Origin of the sequence: Corynebacterium sp. L4757 (assembly GCF_043673995.1) — a bacterium.
Classification (GTDB): Bacteria; Actinomycetota; Actinomycetes; order Mycobacteriales; family Mycobacteriaceae; genus Corynebacterium.
Genome location: NZ_JBIMEN010000004.1, coordinates 205,507 through 226,684, shown reverse-complemented (window position 1 = coordinate 226,684; position 21,178 = coordinate 205,507). Strand labels below are relative to the sequence as shown.

Annotated in this window: 20 protein-coding genes and 1 pseudogene; 10 read left to right on the top strand and 11 right to left on the bottom strand. The window is 55.3% G+C overall.

Going from position 1 to position 21,178, the window contains the following annotated elements; translation table 11 throughout:
* Nucleotides 1–52: 52 nt before the first annotated feature.
* The 5 genes from ACG98I_RS07170 to ACG98I_RS07150 form a co-directional block, all read right to left on the bottom strand.
* Nucleotides 53–1,141 (bottom strand): bile acid:sodium symporter family protein, encoded by a 1,089-nt coding sequence (locus ACG98I_RS07170; protein ID WP_394719295.1) that lies wholly within the window; start codon nucleotides 1,139–1,141, stop codon nucleotides 53–55.
* A gap of 130 nt (nucleotides 1,142–1,271) precedes the next feature.
* On the bottom strand, nucleotides 1,272–1,484 hold the full coding sequence (locus ACG98I_RS07165; RefSeq protein ID WP_394719296.1) for an excisionase family DNA-binding protein: 213 nt from the start codon (nucleotides 1,482–1,484) through the stop codon (nucleotides 1,272–1,274).
* Nucleotides 1,485–2,219: 735 nt separating this feature from the next.
* Complete coding sequence (locus tag ACG98I_RS07160; protein WP_394719298.1) at nucleotides 2,220–3,251, bottom strand: 6-phosphofructokinase; 1,032 nt, start codon at nucleotides 3,249–3,251, stop codon at nucleotides 2,220–2,222.
* Between the two features lie 76 nt (nucleotides 3,252–3,327).
* On the bottom strand, nucleotides 3,328–4,755 hold the full coding sequence (locus ACG98I_RS07155) for a DHA2 family efflux MFS transporter permease subunit (RefSeq protein WP_394719300.1): 1,428 nt from the start codon (nucleotides 4,753–4,755) through the stop codon (nucleotides 3,328–3,330).
* Nucleotides 4,756–4,811: 56 nt separating this feature from the next.
* A complete protein-coding gene (locus ACG98I_RS07150; protein ID WP_394719302.1) occupies nucleotides 4,812–6,077 on the bottom strand; it encodes an MFS transporter in 1,266 nt (421 codons plus the stop codon).
* Between the two features lie 39 nt (nucleotides 6,078–6,116).
* Between ACG98I_RS07150 and ACG98I_RS07145 the strand changes: the two genes are divergently transcribed.
* Nucleotides 6,117–6,440: a hypothetical protein gene (locus tag ACG98I_RS07145; protein WP_394719304.1), complete on the top strand. Its 324-nt coding sequence runs from the start codon at nucleotides 6,117–6,119 to the stop codon at nucleotides 6,438–6,440.
* A 67-nt stretch (nucleotides 6,441–6,507) separates the two neighbouring features.
* On the opposite strand, the gene ACG98I_RS07140 is transcribed toward ACG98I_RS07145, so the two are convergent.
* From ACG98I_RS07140 to gatC, 3 genes are all read right to left on the bottom strand, one after another.
* On the bottom strand, nucleotides 6,508–7,365 hold the full coding sequence (locus ACG98I_RS07140) for a siderophore-interacting protein (RefSeq protein ID WP_394719306.1): 858 nt from the start codon (nucleotides 7,363–7,365) through the stop codon (nucleotides 6,508–6,510).
* Between the two features lie 203 nt (nucleotides 7,366–7,568).
* Nucleotides 7,569–9,056 (bottom strand): Asp-tRNA(Asn)/Glu-tRNA(Gln) amidotransferase subunit GatA, encoded by a 1,488-nt coding sequence (gatA, locus tag ACG98I_RS07135; protein WP_394719307.1) that lies wholly within the window; start codon nucleotides 9,054–9,056, stop codon nucleotides 7,569–7,571.
* Nucleotides 9,057–9,353: an Asp-tRNA(Asn)/Glu-tRNA(Gln) amidotransferase subunit GatC gene (gatC, locus tag ACG98I_RS07130; RefSeq protein WP_394719309.1), complete on the bottom strand. Its 297-nt coding sequence runs from the start codon at nucleotides 9,351–9,353 to the stop codon at nucleotides 9,057–9,059.
* Nucleotides 9,354–9,555: 202 nt separating this feature from the next.
* Here gatC and ACG98I_RS07125 point away from each other — a divergent pair, with 202 nt between their 5' ends.
* From ACG98I_RS07125 to ACG98I_RS07110, 4 genes and pseudogenes are all read left to right on the top strand, one after another.
* Nucleotides 9,556–10,224, top strand: coding sequence for an amino acid-binding ACT domain protein (locus tag ACG98I_RS07125; protein ID WP_394719311.1), 669 nt, complete (start codon nucleotides 9,556–9,558; stop codon nucleotides 10,222–10,224).
* 237 nt (nucleotides 10,225–10,461) lie between these two features.
* The gene (locus ACG98I_RS07120; protein ID WP_394719467.1) at nucleotides 10,462–11,829 is read left to right on the top strand and encodes a DHA2 family efflux MFS transporter permease subunit; all 1,368 of its coding nucleotides are present in this window, start codon (nucleotides 10,462–10,464) and stop codon (nucleotides 11,827–11,829) included.
* Between the two features lie 219 nt (nucleotides 11,830–12,048).
* Nucleotides 12,049–12,720: a hypothetical protein gene (locus ACG98I_RS07115; protein WP_394719313.1), complete on the top strand. Its 672-nt coding sequence runs from the start codon at nucleotides 12,049–12,051 to the stop codon at nucleotides 12,718–12,720.
* 12 nt (nucleotides 12,721–12,732) lie between these two features.
* A pseudogene (locus ACG98I_RS07110) lies at nucleotides 12,733–13,386 on the top strand (lipase family protein); the annotation flags it as partial.
* 37 nt (nucleotides 13,387–13,423) lie between these two features.
* On the opposite strand, the gene ligA reads toward ACG98I_RS07110, so the two are convergent.
* Nucleotides 13,424–15,505, bottom strand: coding sequence for an NAD-dependent DNA ligase LigA (gene ligA / locus ACG98I_RS07105; RefSeq protein WP_394719315.1), 2,082 nt, complete (start codon nucleotides 15,503–15,505; stop codon nucleotides 13,424–13,426).
* An 88-nt stretch (nucleotides 15,506–15,593) separates the two neighbouring features.
* On the opposite strand from ligA, the gene ACG98I_RS07100 reads away from it, so the two are divergent.
* The 4 genes from ACG98I_RS07100 (at nucleotide 15,594) to ACG98I_RS07085 (ending at nucleotide 18,229) form a co-directional block, all read left to right on the top strand.
* On the top strand, nucleotides 15,594–16,265 hold the full coding sequence (locus ACG98I_RS07100) for a 3'-5' exonuclease (protein WP_394719317.1): 672 nt from the start codon (nucleotides 15,594–15,596) through the stop codon (nucleotides 16,263–16,265).
* Between the two features lie 115 nt (nucleotides 16,266–16,380).
* Entirely contained in the window at nucleotides 16,381–16,923 is a 543-nt protein-coding gene (locus ACG98I_RS07095; protein WP_394719319.1) for an ArsR/SmtB family transcription factor, read from the top strand.
* Between the two features lie 23 nt (nucleotides 16,924–16,946).
* Nucleotides 16,947–17,939 (top strand): serine hydrolase domain-containing protein, encoded by a 993-nt coding sequence (locus ACG98I_RS07090; protein WP_394719320.1) that lies wholly within the window; start codon nucleotides 16,947–16,949, stop codon nucleotides 17,937–17,939.
* A complete protein-coding gene (locus tag ACG98I_RS07085) occupies nucleotides 17,936–18,229 on the top strand; it encodes a hypothetical protein (RefSeq protein WP_394719322.1) in 294 nt (97 codons plus the stop codon). The genes ACG98I_RS07090 and ACG98I_RS07085 overlap by 4 nt, the downstream gene beginning before the upstream one ends.
* 7 nt (nucleotides 18,230–18,236) lie before the next feature.
* Here ACG98I_RS07085 and ACG98I_RS07080 read toward each other — a convergent pair whose 3' ends face one another.
* The gene (locus ACG98I_RS07080; protein WP_394719324.1) at nucleotides 18,237–19,187 is read right to left on the bottom strand and encodes a methionine synthase; all 951 of its coding nucleotides are present in this window, start codon (nucleotides 19,185–19,187) and stop codon (nucleotides 18,237–18,239) included.
* A gap of 8 nt (nucleotides 19,188–19,195) precedes the next feature.
* Nucleotides 19,196–20,281: a tRNA 2-thiouridine(34) synthase MnmA gene (gene mnmA / locus ACG98I_RS07075; RefSeq protein ID WP_394719326.1), complete on the bottom strand. Its 1,086-nt coding sequence runs from the start codon at nucleotides 20,279–20,281 to the stop codon at nucleotides 19,196–19,198.
* Nucleotides 20,282–20,308: 27 nt separating this feature from the next.
* On the opposite strand from mnmA, the gene ACG98I_RS07070 reads away from it, so the two are divergent.
* A complete protein-coding gene (locus tag ACG98I_RS07070; RefSeq protein WP_394719328.1) occupies nucleotides 20,309–21,169 on the top strand; it encodes a spermidine synthase in 861 nt (286 codons plus the stop codon).
* The last annotated feature ends 9 nt before the right edge of the window (nucleotides 21,170–21,178 follow it).

Genomic DNA, 21,178 nt, shown 5'->3' with positions numbered 1-21,178 from the left:
CACGCAATCGCAGAAGGGGTGGTGAGAAAAAGAGCTTATGCTTGCCGATGCCCTACTTCGCAGCCTGTACTTCCAGCTCGGCCTTCTTCTTGGCGCGACCATCAATAGAGCGGCAGATGGCTGCCAAGATAGCGCCGGAGAGGTTATGCCAGACGGAGAATACTGCACCCGGCAGTGCGGACATCGGGCTGAAGTAGGTCGCAGCCAGGGTGGTGGCCATGCCGGAGTTTTGCATGCCGACCTCAACGGCCATGGTGCGTGAGACCGGCTCGGTCTGGCGGGTGAGCTTACCGGTGAGGTAGCCCAGCAGGTAGCCCAGACCATTGTGGATGATGACGGCAACCAAGACGATGCCGCCGGCGGTGATGATGTTGTCGCGGTTGCCGCCGACCACGATGCAGACAATCGCCGAGATGGCAAACACAGAAATCCATGGCAACGCCGGAGTGATGGCCGCAACCACCTTGGGCAGGAATACGCGAACAATGAGACCTGCGACGACTGGAATGAGGACGACCTTGACGATGTCCCATGCCATCGCACCCGCATCCAGCGGCATGTACTGACCAGCCAGCCACAGGGTGAGCATTGGGGTGAAGATTGGCGCCAGCAGTGTGGATACAGAAGTCATGGTGACGGACAGGGCCACGTCACCGCGTGCCAGATAGCTGACCACGTTGGAGGAGGTACCACCTGGTGCACAGCCGACCAGGATGACGCCAACAGCGATTTCTGGCGGCAGTTGCAAGATCCAGACCGTGGCCACCGCGATCAGCGGCATGATGACATACTGCGCGACAACGCCAATGAGCACGGGCAGCGGACGACGCGCCACCAGCGCGAAGTCAATCGGGCGCAGGGTGAGGCCCATGCCGAACATGATGATGCCCAATAGTGGCGTCACCTGACCGGCAAAGCCAGACGCGGTATCCGGGAAGAAGAATCCCAGCAGGCCGCCAATAATAACCAGGACAGGGAATCCTAGTGCCGCAATGAGCGCGGCGCGGTCTGCTTTCGCTTCTGCTGCTTTAGCTTCATCATTCTTGCTCTCGGTCACTGATGCACTCGCGTCAGTGACCGGCGAAGCATGCTTATTCTCAGCCTCTTCGGGCGGGTTTTGAGGGGTATGGGAATCGGTCATACACCTACCCTAGTCCACCTACTGGAATTCTCATACCACCAGTTGGGAAAATGGGACGCCGGCCAACCACCGTGGGGCGAAGTTCCGCGGTAATAGGCCGACCGAAAGTAGTTGCTGGAGCTTTGGCTACCTAACGTTGGCGTGCGATAGCCTCTTCCAGCTGAAGCCGGTAGGCATTACGGTGTTGTTCAAAGGAAATGAGGTCACAGGCAGCGATGCGTCGCTCTCTGCCGGCCCGGTAAGACGGAATCTGGCCGTATTCCAATAGCTTGAGCAAGTGTGAACGCCTTATTCCGATTACTTCGGCGGCCTCAGATGGGCTATATGTATTCGAAGTATTCACAGTTCTCACCATATCTTCGTTTTGCACCAGAAACAAGAGGCGTTTGTCACCATTTACCACCGCTGACCACTGCAAACAATGGAATCGTTTGCAATTCTCTCCCGGCTACCAAAGCGCTGATTTAACTAAGGTTTTGTCCGAGTTAAGAGCGTAACCGCTCACCTATTGACTCGAGCTCAACAATACGTAGAATCTCTACTAACACGACATGCCTGCCTCTACGTAGAGTAGACGCAGGCATTGTTCTTTTCGGGACAAGCTGAGCAATCGGCACGGTTGCTACTCGCAGTAATTAGTTCCTTTGCCAGAGCCGGTCTTTTTGCGTGCAAACATCACCAGAAGGGATCCGATCTTGGGCCTTGGCGGAGCTTTATTCAAATCTGAAGACGATGGAAAGCCGTGGATCCCACCATGGTGGTTTTCCTTTGTGGTGCTCCCACTGATGGTTATCGCGAGCTTCTATATCAGCCAGGTAACTGGCTGGCGCGGGGTCGCTTCGTCCAATGCCGCGGGTGTTCCATGGAGCGAGGTTCGCTCCATGGCATTGTCTCCTATGCGTTGCCCTATCTCGGGTTCTATTTCGTGATGGTCTTACCGTTCTTTCTGATTCGCCGATATCTGTGGCAGAAGAATCAGAAGGAAAATTTCGCTTAAAGAAGCATCGAAATTATGGTGCAGGTGAGTATGACATTGACGGCCTCCTCTACTACTGAGGAAGCCGTCTTTTCTTATTCTCTAGCCAAACAACGCTTGCGCATTTTCGTAGCGGTGGGTTGGTACCGTCTTTAATTCGCCGACGGCATCAGCCAGGTCTACGAGCTTGATGTCTTCGCCGCGCAGCGCCACGCACTTATTGGACAGGCCTTCGTGGGCAGCCCGTGCTGCTTGCACGCCATAGCGGGTCGCCAGCACGCGGTCATATGCGGTTGGGGTGCCACCACGCTGGATGTGGCCTAGCACTGTGGTGCGCACGTCATAGCCGGTGCGTTCTTTAATCTCATCACCGATGACTTGGCCAATGCCATTGAAGGTCTGGTGGCCAAATTCATCCTCATCACCAGCACCAAAGTCCATGGTGCCTTCCTTTGGCAACGCGCCCTCAGCCACGCAAATGATGCCGTACTTCTCCCCCATCTGAAAACGGCGTTCCATGGCTTTGCAAATATGCGCGATATCGAAAGGAACTTCTGGAATCACCGTGTAGTGGGCACCGCCGGCCATACCCGCATGTAGCGCAATCCATCCGACGTGGCGGCCCATGACCTCCACGATCAGGATGCGGTTATGGGACTCGGCGGTGGTGTGGAGGCGATCGATGGCATCGGTAGCCACGGACACCGCGGTATCAAAACCGAAGGTGTAATCGGTGGCGTTGACGTCATTGTCAATGGTCTTAGGAACACCAATGACCGGAATGCCATTATCAGCCAGCCACTTTGCGCCCTTGAGTGTGCCCTCACCACCGATGGCAATCAGTGCATCAACCCCGGCGTCAGCAATATTGGCTTTGATGGTCTCAAGTCCTGCTTTGAACTTATCCGGGTGCAAACGGCCGGTACCTAGAATGGTGCCGCCGCGGAGCAGAATCCGGTCGATGGACGCATCATCATAAAGGTCACGGCGGCGGTCTTCCATGAGACCCACCCAGCCGTCCTCATATCCCACAACGGTGTCACCGAACTCATTCGACGCGGTGCGCACAATTGCGCGGATCACTGCATTAAGGCCGGGGCAATCGCCGCCGGAAGTTAAGGTGGCTAAACGCATAACCACCACACTAGTAAGGAATTGAAAAAGGTGCTTGGCAAATTCTCTTTACTCATCAAACCCTGCACCGCAGCGGCTATTTCTGTGGGTTCAGCGAATTTTCAAAGCAAGCCACAGCGATAAGACCAGCGACCAATACAACTGCAGGGAAAAGCAGCGCCAGCGCCAGTCCCCCGTTGAGTCCAAGGCTTGCGGTTCCCACCTGCATGGCTGCGCCGACAGCCGCTGCACCGACCACTGCACCCACCTGACGGGTGGTGTTGTATACGCCGGATGCCGCACCCATGTGTTTGATGTCAACGGTGCGCATGGTGGTCACGGAATTCGGTGCCCACACCAGCGCATTGCCAATGCCCAGGAATGCTAATGCACCGACCATCCAATAAAGCTGCGCGTCGGTGTACATGATTCCAGCAATCCAGATGAGCGATAGCGCTGTCGCGCCAAAACCGGCAACTGAGAGAATGCGTGGTTTCACGCGGTCGGCCAAAGGCCCCACCAGAGGTGAGCCAAGACCTGCCACCACAGCCATTGGCACCATCATCAAACCTGCTTCAGCACTGGTGAGGCCACGGCCGGTTTGCAGCCACATCATAATCGGCAGCATCTGCGATGCCACTGCAAAGCCCATGGTCGAAATGGAAAAAGCACCAAGGGAGTAGTTCCGGTTCTTAAAGAGCACCAGCGGGACCAGGGGCTCCGTTCCGCGCACTGCGGCAGTCGCCTGCAGGCGAATAAACCAGCCAATCAGCGCTAGACCTGCGACGAGCAGCACGATGGTCCACCACGGCCAGCTCAGGCCGGGGCCTTGTTGAATGGAGATAATCGTTGCGGTCATACCCAATAGAGTGACTGCGACGCTGAGCTTATCGATGCTGCGGGCATACGTCGGCAGCTTCGGCACCCACACCGCAGAAAGAATGAGCGCTGCAATACCCAGCGGCAGGTGCATCACAAAGATGCCTCGCCAGCCAAAGGAACTGATGATAAACCCACCCAGGACTGGCCCCACCAGGGATGCGACGGAACCTACTGCTCCCCATACGCCGAGCGCAGGGCCGCGGGCATCTTGCGGAAAAACGCGATTGATCACGGCCATGGTCTGCGGCGTAAGAATCGCCGCACCCAGTCCCTGAACAGCACGGGCTATGAGCAAGACAGTCAGATTTGGCGCCAAGGACGCAGCCAGTGCCGCGAGCACGAAGACCGTGATGCCCAACTGGAACATCCGCCCCTGCCCGAAGCGATCACCCAAACGCCCCGTAAAAAGCAAAGGCACCACCATGCACAGCAAATAGATGGAGGTCACCCAAACAACTTGGTCAAACTCTGTATCGAAGTTGGCCATGATGTCCGGTGTTGCCACCGCCACGATGGTTTGGTCCATCAAAACCATGAAAAAGCCCAGACACAGCGCGGCTAATGCGCGCCATGCTTCAGGCTTGGTTAATTCCGGCATCGCAGCCGCCGAGTGAGGAGCACCAGATGAATTTTCATGAGACACCCGATCAATCCTAAACAATCCCACTAGGAAGCGATATCCCCTATCGCACTTCCTTTTTAGTCTTGTTTACCGTCAGACTCAGCAGGTATCACTTCCGCCACCTTGGTGGTAGCTTCACTGGCAACATAGGTCGGCAGGATTTGGATTCCTCGATAGATGGCCCACAATGCGACAAGCGCATAGGCTGCCACCAAGGCCACCGCGAGCTGATAAATAGACATCACCGTCAGCAGCGCAGAAGCAATCACCAGTCCAATTGGGCCAGCAAATTGCATGATTGCGGTAAATAGGGAGAATGCTCGACCGCGCATGTACTCCGGAGTATCTTCTGTCACGAATACCATCTGCAAAGGCGACATGAGACCGCCAGCGATACCAGCGATGCCGCAGCCAATAACCACCAGCCAAGACACACCGAGGGCGGCCATCATAATAAAGCCGATGACCTCAATGGAGGTGGCAACCACCCACACCAATCGGCGTCGGGAAGTGCCCACTTTGGCAATGAAGCCGCCGGCGAGCATCATTCCGATGGCATAGAAAGAAAAGGACAATCCGAGCAAGAATGGCTGATCCACACTTTGGAAATGCGCGGGCATAAGCACGCCCAAAAATGGGCTGACCAAGGCGGCACCAACGAAAATTAAGATAGCGAGCATCTGAATTGTTGGAGGGCGAACAATCTGAGCCCAGCCCTTTAGCGCCTGCAGATTCAACGCATTAGCTTCTGCAGCCGCGGCTATCTCTTCATCAGTCATCACCGTCTTGCCCAAGCGCAAGAAGGTAGTCAGAATCGCTGCGAGAAAAGAACAGCATGCGGTAATGACCAGCACCCAGCTGGATTCCAAGGAAGCCAAGAGCACACCGGCTAATGCAGGACCAACGAGGAAAGACACTCCCATGATCGCTTGGTTAAGCCCCGCGATGTAGTCAACGGTCTTTCCTGAGGACTTAGCAATATCGCCCACCAGCGCTGAACGCGCAGCCATGCCCGGGATATCGCCCACACCACCGATGATGCCCAGTGCAATAAACCATGCAATGCTCAGGCCCAGTGTTTGATCAACAAGGACCACACCAGCAACTGAGAGACCGGAGATGATGTCAGAGATAATCGACATCGGCTTGCGTCCGACGGTGTCAATTAAGTAGCCGCCAAGAAGAGCAAAAATGATCGATGGCACAGCGACGGCAGCCGCGACCAAACCCGCAGCGGCCGGGTCGCCGGTGCGTTCCAAAACAATCCACGGCCAGACGATGCCTGCAACCGAGTTGCCCAGCGCAGACATGCCCGCTGAGCTGAGATAAACCCATACATTCACCGGAGAGACAGTACTGCAAAAAGGTCTATGATGGGAATCATGTCTGCAATCGATATTAAGTCACCAAAGAAAGTCAGCACCGCTACCGTCGTAGGCGCAGGCCTACTCGGCGGCTGGCTCACCGCCCGCGAGACCGGGATCCGCCCACTCGGCGGCGTCATTTTGGCCGCTGCAGGCGGCTGGGCAGCACGTTCATGGCTCGCTAAGACTGATGTACCAACCACTGTGGGCTTGAGCGCGCTCTATGTTGGTGCCTTTGGCGCATCACATCCACTTGCGAAGAAGATCGGCTCCTGGCCAGCGGTGATTTCAGTCACCGGTGTCGCAGCAGGCGCCGCTTATGTTCTTTCTGACAGCAAGTAAGAGTTAGAAAAATCTAAGAAAACCTGCGTTCCACATACTGGGAACGCAGGCTTTCTATTGCCCTACTTTACTTTGCCGCTTGGCTTTCTTCGGTTTCCAATTCAGCAACGAAGTCACGCTTGCTGGCTTGCCACTGGTCTTCGGTCATACCGATGCGCCAGTAGCCGGAGATAGACACATCATCCTTGGCGATTTCAGATTCGACAAAGAGGAAGCGGCGCATTTCCTTAATCATTTCGGCAACGCCGTGAATGAACCAGCTAGTCTTCTTTGCTGGAACACCAGCTTCACGGACTGCTCGGGACAGCTCGGTGCCGTGGGTTGCACCATGGCGGTATACCCATTTCACCTCGGCAGTCTCAGGGGTCGCGATGTCGAAAACGCTGTCCTCAGATTCCACCTCAATGTATGCGGTGGCGGTGGCGCCTTCTGGCAAATTCGCGATACCAGCGGAGATTGCTGGTGCTGCTGACTCATCACCAGCCAGGACAAAGTGCTCATAGGTCTCTTCCGGACGCCATGCGCCACCAGGACCTGCGAAGCCAAAGACCTCACCTACCTGCGCATCACGCGCCCAAGGGCCGGCCAAGCCGGAATCACCGTGGGTCACGAAGTCAACGTCAAAGTTGCCGGTCTCTTTCTCAAAGTTGATCAGCGTGTACGTGCGCAGCTGTGGCTGCTTAGCGCGAGGCTGGTTTTCACGAACCTCAGCCAAATCAAATGGCCATGCATAATCGGCATCTTCCGGCACGAAAAGAATCTTGATGTAGTGATCGGTAAATTCCAGATCCCTGCCGGCCAATTCCGGAGCGCTCATGCTCAGGCGAACCAAGTCTGGGGAAATCTGCTGGCGCGCGGTGACAGTCGCTTCTGTCGCCTTACGGCCCTTCTTCTTTTTGTCCCCACCCTGTGCTGGTTCAGCCATGTGTATCACTGTCCTTTATTTTTATTAGTTTTCAATGTGCGTATCAACGCTCGAAACACCATCGACGTACGCTTAGGCAAGCCTAACACAATATAAATGCCGGGGGTAGGATTCAGCAGAATCGCAAAGACCCCGCACGTAGATAGGCATTTCTATCTTCGTGCGGGGCCAGAGCAACGCTTCATGCTTGAAGCATTTAATCTTTAAGCCTTGTTGCGGCCTGCTTCGTAAGCAGCGCCCACCTTGTACAGGCGGTCATCCTGGAAAGCAGGGGCCATAATTTGAAGGCCGGTTGGTAAGCCAGAATCAGATGCCATTCCGGAAGGAACAGACATACCGCACAGACCAGCCAAGTTCAGTGGCAAAGTGCACAGGTCGAAGTTGTACATCTCCATTGGATCTTCGGTCTTCTCCCCCAGCTTGAACGCAGTGGTTGGGGTGGTTGGAGAAACCAGAACATCTACCTGCTCGAATGCACGAGCAAAGTCCTGCGCAATCAGCGTACGAACGCGCTGCGCCTGCAGGTAGTACGCGTCATAGTAACCAACGGACAGAGCATAAGTACCCAGCATGATGCGTCGCTTAACCTCAGGGCCTAAGCCCTCCGCACGCGTGATGCTCATGACGTCATCAGCAGAGTGCGAACCATCATCACCTGCACGGGAGCCATAACGCATGCCATCGAAACGAGCGAGGTTAGAAGAAACCTCAGAAGGCATGATCAAGTAGTACGCAGCCAGTGCATCATCAAAGTGCGGGCAATCTACCTCAACAGTCTCAGCGCCCTGAGCAACCAACTGGTCAACGGCAGCGCGGTACGCTTCCATGACACCTGGCTGCCAGCCATCGCGCTCGAATTGCTTAATCAGACCAACCTTGACGCCAGTCAGGTCGCCATTAGCACCCTCGCGAGCAGCCTCAACAACTGGCGCGACCGGACGGTTTACCGAAGTTGCATCAAACTCGTCGAAACCTGCAATGACCTCGTGCAGCAGTGCCGTATCCAGCACGGTGCGTGCGGAAGGACCAGCCTGATCCAATGAGGAAGCCGCGGCAACAAGGCCATAGCGTGACACGGTGCCATAGGTTGGCTTCACGCCCACAGTGTTGGTCAACGCTGCTGGCTGACGGATGGATCCGCCGGTATCTGTACCAATGCCCAGCGGCGCCTGACCGGAAGCTAGTGCCGCGGAGGTACCGCCACCGGAACCACCTGGGGTGCGGTCCAGATCATGTGGGTTGTGCACTGGACCGAAAGCGGAGTTCTCATTTGAAGAACCCATGGCAAACTCATCCAGGTTGGTCTTACCCAGGATTGGAATACCTGCCTCGCGCAGCTTCTTGGTCACCGTTGCGTCATAAGGTGATACCCAGCCCTCCAACATCTTGGATGCTGCAGTCGTTGGGGCATCGGTAGTAGTCAGCAAGTCCTTCAATGCCAGTGGAACACCGGCCAAGGCGGAGGCTGGCTTCTCACCGGCATCGAGCGCCGCATCGACGGCATCGGCAGCAGCCAATGCCTCTTCTGCACCCACGTGCAAGAAGGAATTCAACGCATCATTGGTCTCAGCGATGCGATCCAGGTGTGCCTGCACAACCTCGCGGGATGTGACCTCGCGGGAGTGAATCTTTTCTGCCAGCTCAGCAGCAGACAGTGAAGTCAAGCCCTCAGATGGGACAGCGTAGCTCATTTATTCGCCTCCCAGAATCTGTGGAACAACAAAGCGATCATCTTCAACGGCTGGAGCCTGGTCCAAAGCCTGCTCCGCATTCAGCGTGCGAACAATGACATCCTCACGCATAGTGGTGGTGATGGAGTGCGGGTGGCTCATGGGCTCAACACCCTCAGTATTGACCTTGCCAACTGCGGACACGGAGTCCACAATCTCGTCGATCTGGCTAGCAAATTGGCTTAGTTCTTCTTCGCTCAAAGCCAAACGTGACAGCTTAGCTAGGTGGCTGACTTCTTCCCGCGAAATCTCAGACACGCGTTATCCATCCTTTTCCACGACGTTAATTAATTTCCTGCCCACTCATGTTACTGCAATGCAGTTGGTGAGTGATTATCTACCCGCATCGTAGATATTGGCAGGTAAGTTTGATGCGAACCATGCAAACGAAGTTGTAGCATGGAACACAATAGTATTGCCTTACTTAGTTAATTATTTAGAGAAAGTTCACCGACCAACCATGTCTTTTTTGATCCGCGTCCAATTACCCGATACTCCCGGCAGCTTAGGCGAGCTTGCTGAAGCCATCGGCGCAGTCGACGGCAATATCCAATCCGTGGATATCGTCGAAAATACTCCAGATGGAACGGTGACTGACGATATCGTTGTCGAGCTTCCCGTGGAGACGCTGGCCGATGCGCTTATTACTGCTTGCGGCACGGTCAAGGGCGTGGAAGTTGATTCCATTAGGCCGTTTTCTGGCCGCGTTGATAGGCGCGGACAGATCCAGTTACTGGCGTCGATCGCGCGAAAGGCACACAATGTCACCGCTGCAATGGAGCAGCTTGTGCAAGCCATGCCGCAGGCTTTGACCTCCGGCTGGGCAATCGTTGCTGATACGAAGGGCGATATCAAGCGCGTAGCAGGTTCGAGCGCTGCGCCAGAAGACGATGGCACTGTGCCGGCCGATTTGCAGGTATCCGCTGCACGTCAGCTCAACCCTGAAACCGAAGACTGGATTCCAGCGTCGTGGGCGCTTTTGGACTCTTCCATCGCGGCTACTCCTCTGGGCTCCACCGGTTTAGTACTCATCATCGGCCGCGTCGGTGGCCCCGATTACCTGGCATCTGAGGTTGATCACCTGGGTAACCTCGGCACCATTTTGGGCGCGCTCCTGCACAACAAATAAGGACGACAAACGACATCTAGTTTCCTTCGGGAATTAATTTCGCACCCGATGTGTTGAATCTCATCGGTTCGCTCATACTAAGCCACAGCCTTCGCTGTGGCTTAAACTTTTGCGGCGGACAATAACCATTTGCAAAGCGTAGAAAAGGTGGCTGTGTCCTCTTCCTCATCCAACCCCGCTCAGACAGCAGGGGCAACCGGTGCTGCTGCACCAGAGATCTCGAAGCGCCAAGCATGGATGGCTCTTTGTGCGTTATGCACCGGGCTCTTTGTCACCATGATGGACCAGACCCTGGTGGCTGTGGCTATCCCGCGTATCCGCGAGAACCTAGACGCCAGCATCAACCAAGCAGTGTGGGTCTCCTCCATCTACCTGCTGACATTCGCGGTGCCGCTATTGATTGCAGGCCGTCTCGGCGACCGCTTCGGGCAGCGCAACGTATACCTGGTGGGCATTTTCATTTTCACCACCGGTGCAGTGTTGTGCTCCATTGCGCCAACAATTGAAGTACTCATCGCTCTACGCGCGATGCAAGGTCTTGGTGCGTCGCTAGCCAATCCTCAGCCGATGGCCGTGATTAATAGGATCTTCCCGCGCAGTCGACGCGGTGCTGCCATGGGCACATGGGGTGCCGTCGGTGGTTCAGCAGGACTCTTCGGCCCCGTCGCAGGCGGAATCATGGTTGGTCTTGTCGACTGGCGCTGGACCTTCTTCCTCTACTTACCGCTGGGCATTTTGTGCATGGTGTTGGTTTTCCTGTGGGTTCCAAAGCTGCCAACCGCCACCAGCCGCATCGACTTCCTAAGCGCCGCTATCTCACTCGTCGCTGTTCTCGCAGTGGTCTTTTCCGTGCAGCAGGGTCCAGATATGGGCTGGCCGCTCTGGCTGTGGCTCACGCTTATCGCTGGCATCATCGCATTCTATGTCTTCATCCGTTTACAGAAATCGGCGTCCTCACGCGGCACGGTCGCACTCGTTCCCCTGGAGCTCTTTACCTACCGCAACTTCTCCCTGGGTGTCTTCGCTGTGGCCACTCTGGGTTTCACTGTCTATTCAGTCAACCTTCCGATCATGTTGTATCTCCAGGACGGCGCCGGTTTAAGCTCTCAAGCTGCAGGCTTATTGCTGATTCCGATGGCGGTAGTGTCCATGGTGCTCGCACCTTTAGTGGGGCGTATTGCTGACCGTGTCGCCCCAGGGCGTATCTCCATCATCGGCTTTACTGCTCTTGCCACATCCATGGCGCTGTTTGGGATCTTCATGTTCATAGAAGCGCCAGCAGCTTGGATGCTCATTCCCATCACGCTGCTGGGTATCGCTAATGGCATGTGTTGGTCACCGAACTCAACTATCTCCATGCGCGATCTTCCTCCGCACTTGGTGGGTGCGGCTTCCGGGGTCTACAACACCTCCCGCCAAGTTGGCGCAGTGCTGGGTGCTGCTTCTTTGGGCGCGGTCATGCAGATCGCTGGTCAGCTCACCGATTTCAACAACGCTATGGGCTCGGCGTTGCTATTTCCGATCATCTTCTTGAGCCTGGGTCTCATTGCCGTTTCTAACTTCCGCGATGAACCTGCGGTGACCACGGTGGAAAGCAAATCCTAATTCAGCATATGAATCCAATTGACGCCGAAAGGGTGCCGATTGGCCAGTTGTAGCCAGAGAATACTGCGCTTCCGTTACGCTGATTGCCATGCTTAATTCAGCCAGAAAACAATTCACGCGATCGAATCCGTATCCAAGATCCACGCGTAATGTCCGCACTTTAACCTCAATAATGGTGTCAATAAGTGTCGGCTAGGCATTGGAACTGCGCCTCAAGCCGTGGCTGAACCTTTGAGTATTCCGCAGCTCGATGGCACGACCGCCAACCCTTTGGCGGACTCTCCTAGTGCCACGGAACTGCTCACCCCCGAGCAGCGCTCAGCGGGAATCGAGGCGCTGGACAAGCTACCTGAAACCTTCGACGATGACGATCCCTTCTATGTCCCTCCGGCGGATATCCCACAAGAAGCTGGATCGCTCATACGTCAGGCTGAGACGCAGGATCTATTGGGCGAGGCCACTGGTGACTGGCCGGCTACAGCGCAACGGATCTTGTTCACCTCAACCACCAGTAATGGAGACAAGGTAGCAACGTCTGGTCTGGTCATGGAACCAAAGTCGGCGTGGATTGGTGAGGGTGAGCGTCCTACCGTTGTGATTGCGCCTGGTACTCGTGGAGCTGCCGATGCCTGTGCTCCCTCGCGTGGTCTCATGCTGGCTGGCGGGATGAACGCGGAGACGATGGCACTGGGCGTCAACTATGAATTGCCGATAGCATATCTCGCGGCTGCTTCTGGCGCACGCGTCATTCTTTCTGATTACATCGGGCTAGGCACGCCTGGTCCGCATACTTATGTCAATCATGAGGAGGAAGGCAATGCGGTATTAGATGCTGCCCGAGCAGGGCTGGCAGCAGCTGGCGTACCTAGCGATTCCCCCATCGGCTTATAGGGTTATTCCCAAGGCGGCGGAGCGACCGCAGCAGCTGCCGAACGTTCCACGGAGTATGCCCCGGAACTTAATATCCGCGGAGTTTACTCTGGAGCTCCACCGGCTGATCTCATGGAAGTCATGGATGCGGTAGATGGAAACGCTATCGTTGGTGTGCTGGGCATGGCGTTGGGCGGTCTGTCCGCCAGGTTCCCCGAGATTCAAACGGACGTAATCGATCCCTATCTCAACGAAGAGGGTAAGCGATTTGTCCGCGAAACCTCTGAAATGTGCATTCCCGATGCAATAGCAGCGTGGGGTGCACGGTCAACGCGGAATCTCACCACAACCGGTGAATCTTTATCCGAGGTGGCACAGCGCGTTCCCGCTGCGCGCGATTATCTCAATTCCCAGAAGCTCGGCCAGCGGCCGCTGCCAGCTCCCATGTTGGTGCAATCAGGCATCAACGATGACACGGTTCCGTACCCACAAGCCCACCAGATGGCCTTGGACTATTGCCAGCAGGGAGAAAACATCACCTTCTGGACGGATCCATATCCCGAGACAGTCCCGGGAACGGTGGTAAACCACGCCGTGACACTTTTTGGTGGGATGCCGCAGAGCCTCAAATTCCTCTACGATCGTTTTAACGATGCGCCAGCCAGTGGCAACTGCGGCCAGTTCTAGGAAGAACTGGCCCTAATCAAACCTCAGAAACTACCGCCTAGGCTTCTGAGGGTGGTGCTGCTTCAGCAGCACCGGTATCCAGAAGCGTCTGGAATCCTTCTTCATTCAGCACAGTGACGCCCAAATCACGGGCCTTAGTTTCCTTGGAGCCAGCATTCTCACCGGCAACAACGTAGTCAGTCTTCTTGGATACCGAACCTGAAGCCTTGCCACCACGGGAGATAATGGCTTCCTTGGCGCTATCGCGGGAGAAATTCTCTAGCGTGCCAGTGACCACGATTGTGAGCCCCTCAAGAGTTTGTTCTGGTTTATCGGACTCATCCACCGCCATCGTCACTCCCGCAGCAGACCACTTATCCACGATGTTGCGGTGCCAATCCACTTCAAACCATTCCTTGAAGCTTTCAGCGATGATCTGCCCAACGCCATCGGTCTCAGCGATATCAGCCACGTCTGCCGCGCGCGCATTATCGAGGGAGCCATAGCGCGTAGCGATTGCTCGCGCCGCGGTTGGTCCGACGTGACGAATAGACAATGCGACCAGCACGCGCCATAGGTCAGTTTGGCGTGCTGTCTCAAGATTGGACAGCAACTTCTTACCCGAAGCGTTTACCTTGCCAGCTTTGGTGGTGTAAACGTCGGACTTTTCCAAAAGCTCCTCGGTGAGATCGAAGAGATCCGACTCATCTTCTAGAACGCCACGAGTAATCAGGTCGATTGCGCCCTTCTCACCCAACGCCTCAATATCGAAAGCACCACGACCAGCCAGGTATTCCAGGCGCGCAGACAACTGCGCGGGGCAGGTACGGGTATTTGGGCAACGCCAATCGGCGTCACCTTCCTTTTGTGGCGCAAGCTTCTCACCACATGAAGGACAGTTTTCCGGGAAGACCCATTCAACTTCCGTGCCATCGCGCTTTTCCAACACTGGGCCCAGCACCTCAGGGATGATCTCACCGGCTTTGCGAATGATGACCGTATCCCCGATCAACACGCCTTTACGCTTGACCTCGGACTGATTGTGCAGCGTTGCCATGGACACGGTGGAACCGGAAACAAAGACAGGATCCATCACCGCATAAGGAGTAACGCGTCCGGTACGACCCACGCCAACTTCAATATTGACAAGCTTCGTGGTGACTTCTTCCGGTGGATACTTATACGCAATCGCCCAACGCGGCGCGCGAGAGGTCGCGCCCAGGCTGCGCTGCGAGCCCAAGTCATCGACCTTGATGACCACACCATCCATCTCAAATTCTGCATCGTGGCGGTGGTCGGCCCAGTACTTCACTTTGTCCTGAACAGCCTTCGAGGACGTGACCTTTTCTGTATATGGCGAAACTGGCAAGCCCCATTCGGCGATAGCTTCATAAGCTGCGTGCTGGCTCGTCGGCGTGAAGCCCTCGCGAGCACCAATACCGTGCGCGACCAGGCGCAGACGACGCCTTTTCACATCATCTGGATTCTTCATGCGCAGACCACCCGCCGCGGAGTTACGCGGATTGGCAAAAGCCTGCTTGCCCTCGGCAGCACGCTCTTCGTTCAGCGTCTCGAAGTCTTCAGGACGCATGTAAATCTCGCCACGGATTTCTACCAAAGACGGCACTGGGTACTTTTCAGATGCTTTGAGCTCATGCGGGATTGATTCAATGACCTTGGCATTAGCGGTGATGTCTTCGCCCACGCGGCCATCACCACGAGTCGCTGCGGTCACAAGCTTGCCATCGCGATAAACCAAGTCGATAGAGGCACCATCAATTTTCAGCTCCGACAGATAAGCCTCAGCAGGGGTTCTATCCAACCAGTCTTGCAGCTCATCTGCGTTGAACACGTTGTCCAAGCTCATCAGACGCTCGAGGTGCTCAATATCTGCGAATGCGGAATCAACTGCCGGCGCCGAGCCAACTTCCTGAGTTGGTGACTCAGGAACCACTAATTGTGGGTGCGCGGATTCAAGTGCAATCAGTTGCTGAAAAAGCGCGTCAAAATCAGCGTCCGGAATGGCAGGCTGTTCGTTGTAATAAAGCTCGCGATGGCGGCGGACTTCCTGGGCTAGTTCAGCCCACCGCTTCTGTGCTTCTTCCGGGGTTAGCTGGTCAAAAGATTCAGTATTCGTCACGGTTGCCAATTCTAGTTGTGTTAGCTGTTCGATGGTCGCTATCCCCCGCCGACGCAGAATGTCTGAGGCTAGATATAGAGTAAAAGGCATGAACTTCGATGCGTCCAAGATGTTGTCTTTCGACTTAGAAACCACCTCCGTCAATACTCGCGAAGCCCGTATTGTCACTTCCGCCGTTATCCGTATCGCCGGCCGCGATGTGGTCAAGAAAGAAACCTTGGCCGACCCAGGTGTAGAAATCCCTGAGGCAGCAGCAAATATTCACGGCATCACTACTGAAAAGGCACGCGCCGAGGGCCGTCCTCATGATGAGGTGCTGCGCGAAACTGTCGACGCCATCAAGTCAGCATGGGATGAGGGTTATACCCTCATTGTTTATAACGCCCCTTATGACCTCTCCGTACTGCGCAACCTCACCGGTGACTTCACCGTGACCGGCCCTGTCTTTGACCCTTATCTCATTGACCGCGTCAAAGACCGCTACCGCAAGGGCAAGCGCACGCTCGGTGACCTGTGCAATGAGTACAAGGTCGAATTGGGCAATGCCCACGAAGCTACGGCCGATGCGCTGGCAGCCGCCCGCATCGCCTGGAAGCAGGTCAACCAACGCTGGCCAGAGTTCAAAGAGATGGACTCTGCTGAGCTCATGGAATTCCAAGCCGTCAACTTCTACGATCTGGCCGTATCCCAAAAGAAGTACTTCGAAGGCATCGGACGCGACGTCTCCGATTTCAACATGTCTTGGCCCCTTCAGGGCTAAACTTCACCCCTTTCTATCTTTTTCTGCCTTTCTTAGAAGTTTTATATTTCATAAAATTTCTACCCGTTTTTACAAATCTCTTGTAAATGTTCCATAAATTATGGAAGATGGGTTTATGTCATCGACCCCAGATTCTGAAGCACACAACTCCGCTTCCAATACTCCGATGAGCGTCGAGGAACGCTTGGCTGCATTGGAAGCTCGTGTTGAAGTTTTAGAAAGTGCCGCGCCCGCCTCTGGTGAGCAAAGTACATTCTGGGTTATAGAGACGCTCCAGCAGCAGAATGAGGAGAATACTTCCGGCTCTGTCATCTTTGGCGGGGATGTGGATGTAGCGGGTGGCCACTTTGCTTACCAATGGCACCGGCCCACCGAAGTTTTAACCTCCGATGAGATCTGGACCGCTGGCTTTGAACGCCTGTCTGCTCTGGCGCATCCAATTCGCGGAGTTATTCTTCGCCGGCTCATGCAATCTCCTGCACAAGTAGCTGACTTTATTGAAGAAGAACTTATTACCTCTCAATCGACGACATATCACCATCTATCTGCCCTTACTTCAGCCGGCTGGATTCAAAAATCTGGTGGCGGCACCTATGAAATTACGCCTCAGCGGGTTGTACCGCTGTTGACCATCATTGCAGCTAGTGAGAACCACTAGCAGGAACCAAGAGGAGAAAAGCCGTGAAAACTCCAATAATTTCCGGCGTCATTGTCTTTATCATCATCTCATCTGCCCTACTGATCCTTGGCCCGCAACGTATTGCTTTGGCGAATACTGAACATGGCGATGAATACCTCAACCAAGTACTCGAAGAGTCATCACAAAGCGGCCATAACGAACTTTCCGCTTTCACCCTCATCGGTGATGACCTCACATTTGCTGGCATCGGAGCTGATGAAAACACAGAGTTTGAAATCGGTTCAGTGACCAAGACCTTCACCACGGAGATTCTTCGCCAGCAGGTGGAATCTGGTGACATTGCATTAGACACGACTGTCGGCGAGATTATCGATGCCGAGGGCACTGATGTCGCCGATGTGACCATGCTGGAACTGGCAGAACACACTTCCGGTCTCCCACGCTTGGACAGCGACAATCTCGGCATCATGAAAGCCCTTTTCCAAAAGAATCCTTATGCTGGCATCTCCCAAGAAGATGTCTTTGATGCTGCGCGCAATGCCAGCACTGACGGCCGCGGTGAGGAAGAGTATTCCAACTTCGGCGCAGCACTCCTTGGTCAATTACTCGCCGTCAATGTAAATAGCGACTATGCCACGCTCATTGAGGGCAACATCCTGGCTCCCGCTGGAATGAGCGACACCTACGTTGCCACTCTGGGCTCCGTGGATGAGAACGCACCACGAGGCCTGGCTGCCAACGGACGGCAGACATCTGAGTGGGAGATGGGTGGATATGCCCCAGCTGGTGCTATCCGATCCACAGCAGCTGATATGGCTAAGTACGCGCAATTCATCATGGATAACAGCCAGTTTGAATATGGCTGGGAGCCAGAAGAATCGGGTGGAATCTGGCATAACGGCGGCACCGGTGGCTACTCCACCATGTTGATTGTGGATCCCGAAACTGATGAATCCTACTTCGTTAACGGCAACACCCCGCAAGGCGTGGAAGACATCGCACGTTCCCTACGCTCGGCAGGAGCAAACTCATGATTGCATCAATTATCTTTTACGTTGTCTTGGCAGTACTTGCTGTTGAGGCACTTGGTACTGCATGGAAGCTGTATCGCAATAAGCAAGAGCCTGTGAAGCCCGCCAAAGTTCTAGGCTCTCTCATCTTCCACATCGTGCTCGTCGCCTTCTTCGGCGTGATGGCGCCGTGGGGTATTTCAGTCTCGATCATCATGTGGTGGATACTGGTGCTCACCACCGGCATCTACGCAGGCGTCGTCACTTGGCGGCTAATGCTGAACAAGGAAACCCAGGCCCTACAGCCGGCCTAAGCTACGCCTAAAGGTCGCCGGCGTCGCGCTCTAAGATGCCGGCGATTTCGGCTACAAAGGCATAAGCCTGCGCCATTTCCTTCAGGCTGTCGCCGGTATTGGCCGGCACGATATCAATATCGGTAGTGAGCTTAATGCGTGAATGCCCGATACGGTCCCACGCTTTGGCGATATTGATTGAGACCTGCCGTGCATCTTTCACCGTCCCATCTTCTGCAAAGGGATTCAGCGCGAAAGCCAGGCGGTAGCCCTCTTCGATGTGTTCACCGATGCCATCCTGATCAGTGGCCAACCGCTCCGCATCAATGATGGTGGTCTTAGCAGCTCGTGCAGCTTCCCAATTGGGCTGCTGCCCCGTGAGATTGAGCAAGTCAGCATTGAAAGCAGTGAGACTATCGACTGCGACTTCAGAAGGTACAGGGCGAACAGGATCGAAAGAGGTTGTGCCGCGAAGTCCTGCAAGCACGCCCTTATAGACTGGCTCGTCCAGCTGCAAAGTGACATCACAGTGAAAGCGACTTTTCAGATCAGCAACGTGGGCCTCAACTCCTGCGTGCAGCGCCGCAGTGAGATCCCTCAGAGCACCGGAATCCGTAATTGCGCGGTGGCCATTCGCCAGCTCCAAAGACGCGGCCAGACTCCATGGCCCAACAACCTGAATTTTGAGCCTATCCAGATCATCGCCCCAGAGTTCCTGCAGGATGTCGAGGTCACGATCCATACGATCCCACATTGCACGAGTGGCCAACTGCGGGCGGTCAGTCAGGCGCCAACTACGTGGACCGCGGTCGACGGTGACGGCGTCCAGCAAACTAGCAGTGCGGCCGATAGCATCCGAGCCAAGTCCACGCGCAGGAAGTTGCGGAAGGTGCAGGCTATCGCCGGTCTCCCCCGCGATAATTTCGGCGGCAAGCGCAATGTCCGTGCCGGGGACCGGACCTAATCCGAAAGCGGTCATGAATCGATTTATGCGGTAGTAGTGATGGTGCCGGAGCCGATCACGATGTCACCAAGCTCATCGGGCGATGGGAAGTACAGAACTGCGGCCTGCCCCGGGGCGACACCAGAAAGTGGCTCATTGAGAGTCAAAATCATCATGTCTGAATTGCGATCAACACGTGCGTGGCACGACACCACCGATCCATGGGCACGGACCTGTACGTCACAGTCGAATTCGCCATCCATTGCTGGGTGGAGGTACTTCAAACGATCAGCGGTAATCTCAGTGACCTTGAGGTCCTCACGGGAGCCAACGGTCACGGTGCCGGTCTGAGCATCGATACCCGTAACGTAACGCGGCCGGCCATCGGCAGCCGGTGCCTTAATGTCCAAGCCCTTGCGCTGGCCGATGGTGTAATTCCACGCGCCATCATGCTCACGCAGCTCAGTACCATCCTGGTCCACGATCATGCCTGGACGCATACCGATACGCGCGCCCAAGAATGCCTGGGTATTGCCATCTGGAATGAAGCAGATGTCATAAGAGTCAGGCTTAGACGCCGTGGAGAACCCATGGCGCTTTGCTTCTTCACGAATCTGTGGCTTTGGCGTATCACCAATTGGGAAGTAGCAGTAGTTGAGCTCTTCCGCGGTGATCACGCCGAGAACATAGGACTGGTCCTTATTCTCATCCAGAGAACGGCGCATGTAGCCATCCTTGTCCAAGGTGGCGTAGTGACCGGTGGCAACAGCATCAAAGCCGAGTGCCATGCCCTTGCGCAACAGTGCTGCGAACTTAATCTTCTCATTGCAGCGCAGGCACGGGTTGGGAGTTTCGCCGCGCTCATAGGAGTCGACGAAGTCAGTGATGACGGCTTCTTTGAATTCTTCAGAGAAGTCCCACACATAAAATGGGATCCCGAGTTTATCGCAGATGCGCCGAGCATCAGCGGAATCTTCCAGGGAGCAGCAGCCGCGAGCCTTCTCGCGGGTCTGTTGGGCATCTTTGTGTAGGGCAAGGTGGACGCCGACCACCTCGTGTCCTGCTTCGACCGCACGGGCCGCAGCAACGGATGAGTCGACGCCTCCTGACATGGCAACCAAAACTCGCATGTTAAGGCAGTGTACTCTCTTAGCGCTATGGGTAGAAAGCGCAGCCAAAGGGGTCACAATTCCGCAGTCTCAGGCACTGCGGCACAGAGCAATCCAGTGGGTACGTATGACATCTCCACGGGTACTGCTGAAATTGAAGCGGACCCATTCCGCGATGGTGCGTTTATCCTGCACGTCAATGGTGTTCCCAGCTCCCATATCGTGCCGGGCGAACCGCGTGAGCTGGAATTTGAGTACATGCGTTGGATTGCTGCCGGCGTAGAAGTATTCGCGTCAGGCCACCGCATTACGCATCTTGGTGGCGGCGCTTGTTCCCTAGCCCGCTACTTTGCGGACCTCTGGGATGACTCGAAGAACACCGTGGTGGAATTCGACGCCAAACTTGGTGAACTCGTGCGCGAGAAATTCGATATTCCACGCGCGCCCAAGGTCAAGATTCGCGCGGGTGAAGCACGCGAGGAAACGGAGAAGTTTCTACCCGCTAGTCGCGACATCATCATCCGTGACGTCTTCGCTGGGGCGGTCACACCAACGCCGTTGACCACCGTCGAATTTTTCCAAGCGGCCCATCGCTCATTGATTGCAGGCGGGCTCTATGCAGCAAATTGTGGTGACCACTCTGATCTGCGCGGTGCCAAAGCAGAAATCGCGGGTCTCTTAGAGGTCTTTAACAATGTCGCGGTGATCGCAGATCCCCCGATGCTTAGAGGCCGCCGCTACGGAAATATCATTCTCATCGCTTCTGATGACGAGCTTCCCGCAGCCAACCAAGCGCTTAACTCGCGGCTACTGAGTGGCGCAGTACCTGCTCAATACAAGGGACCAGCCTGGACTGAGAAGTTTGCTTCCGGTGCCCAGCCCAATCGCGATCCTGCTTCGGAAAACTAGAACCAAAGA

Excerpts from the sequence above, each read along its gene's own strand:
- ACG98I_RS07170 (WP_394719295.1), bottom strand. The coding sequence starts at position 1,141 with ATGACCGATTCCCATACCCCTCAAAACCCGCCCGAAGAGGCTGAGAAT.
- ACG98I_RS07160 (WP_394719298.1), bottom strand. The coding sequence starts at position 3,251 with ATGCGTTTAGCCACCTTAACTTCCGGCGGCGATTGCCCCGGCCTTAAT.
- ACG98I_RS07145 (WP_394719304.1), top strand. The coding sequence starts at position 6,117 with ATGTCTGCAATCGATATTAAGTCACCAAAGAAAGTCAGCACCGCTACC.
- ACG98I_RS07140 (WP_394719306.1), bottom strand. The coding sequence starts at position 7,365 with ATGGCTGAACCAGCACAGGGTGGGGACAAAAAGAAGAAGGGCCGTAAG.
- gatA (WP_394719307.1), bottom strand. The coding sequence starts at position 9,056 with ATGAGCTACGCTGTCCCATCTGAGGGCTTGACTTCACTGTCTGCTGCT.
- ACG98I_RS07125 (WP_394719311.1), top strand. The coding sequence starts at position 9,556 with ATGTCTTTTTTGATCCGCGTCCAATTACCCGATACTCCCGGCAGCTTA.
- ACG98I_RS07120 (WP_394719467.1), top strand. The coding sequence starts at position 10,462 with ATGGCTCTTTGTGCGTTATGCACCGGGCTCTTTGTCACCATGATGGAC.
- ACG98I_RS07100 (WP_394719317.1), top strand. The coding sequence starts at position 15,594 with ATGAACTTCGATGCGTCCAAGATGTTGTCTTTCGACTTAGAAACCACC.
- ACG98I_RS07095 (WP_394719319.1), top strand. The coding sequence starts at position 16,381 with ATGTCATCGACCCCAGATTCTGAAGCACACAACTCCGCTTCCAATACT.
- ACG98I_RS07085 (WP_394719322.1), top strand. The coding sequence starts at position 17,936 with ATGATTGCATCAATTATCTTTTACGTTGTCTTGGCAGTACTTGCTGTT.
- ACG98I_RS07080 (WP_394719324.1), bottom strand. The coding sequence starts at position 19,187 with ATGACCGCTTTCGGATTAGGTCCGGTCCCCGGCACGGACATTGCGCTT.
- mnmA (WP_394719326.1), bottom strand. The coding sequence starts at position 20,281 with ATGCGAGTTTTGGTTGCCATGTCAGGAGGCGTCGACTCATCCGTTGCT.
- ACG98I_RS07070 (WP_394719328.1), top strand. The coding sequence starts at position 20,309 with ATGGGTAGAAAGCGCAGCCAAAGGGGTCACAATTCCGCAGTCTCAGGC.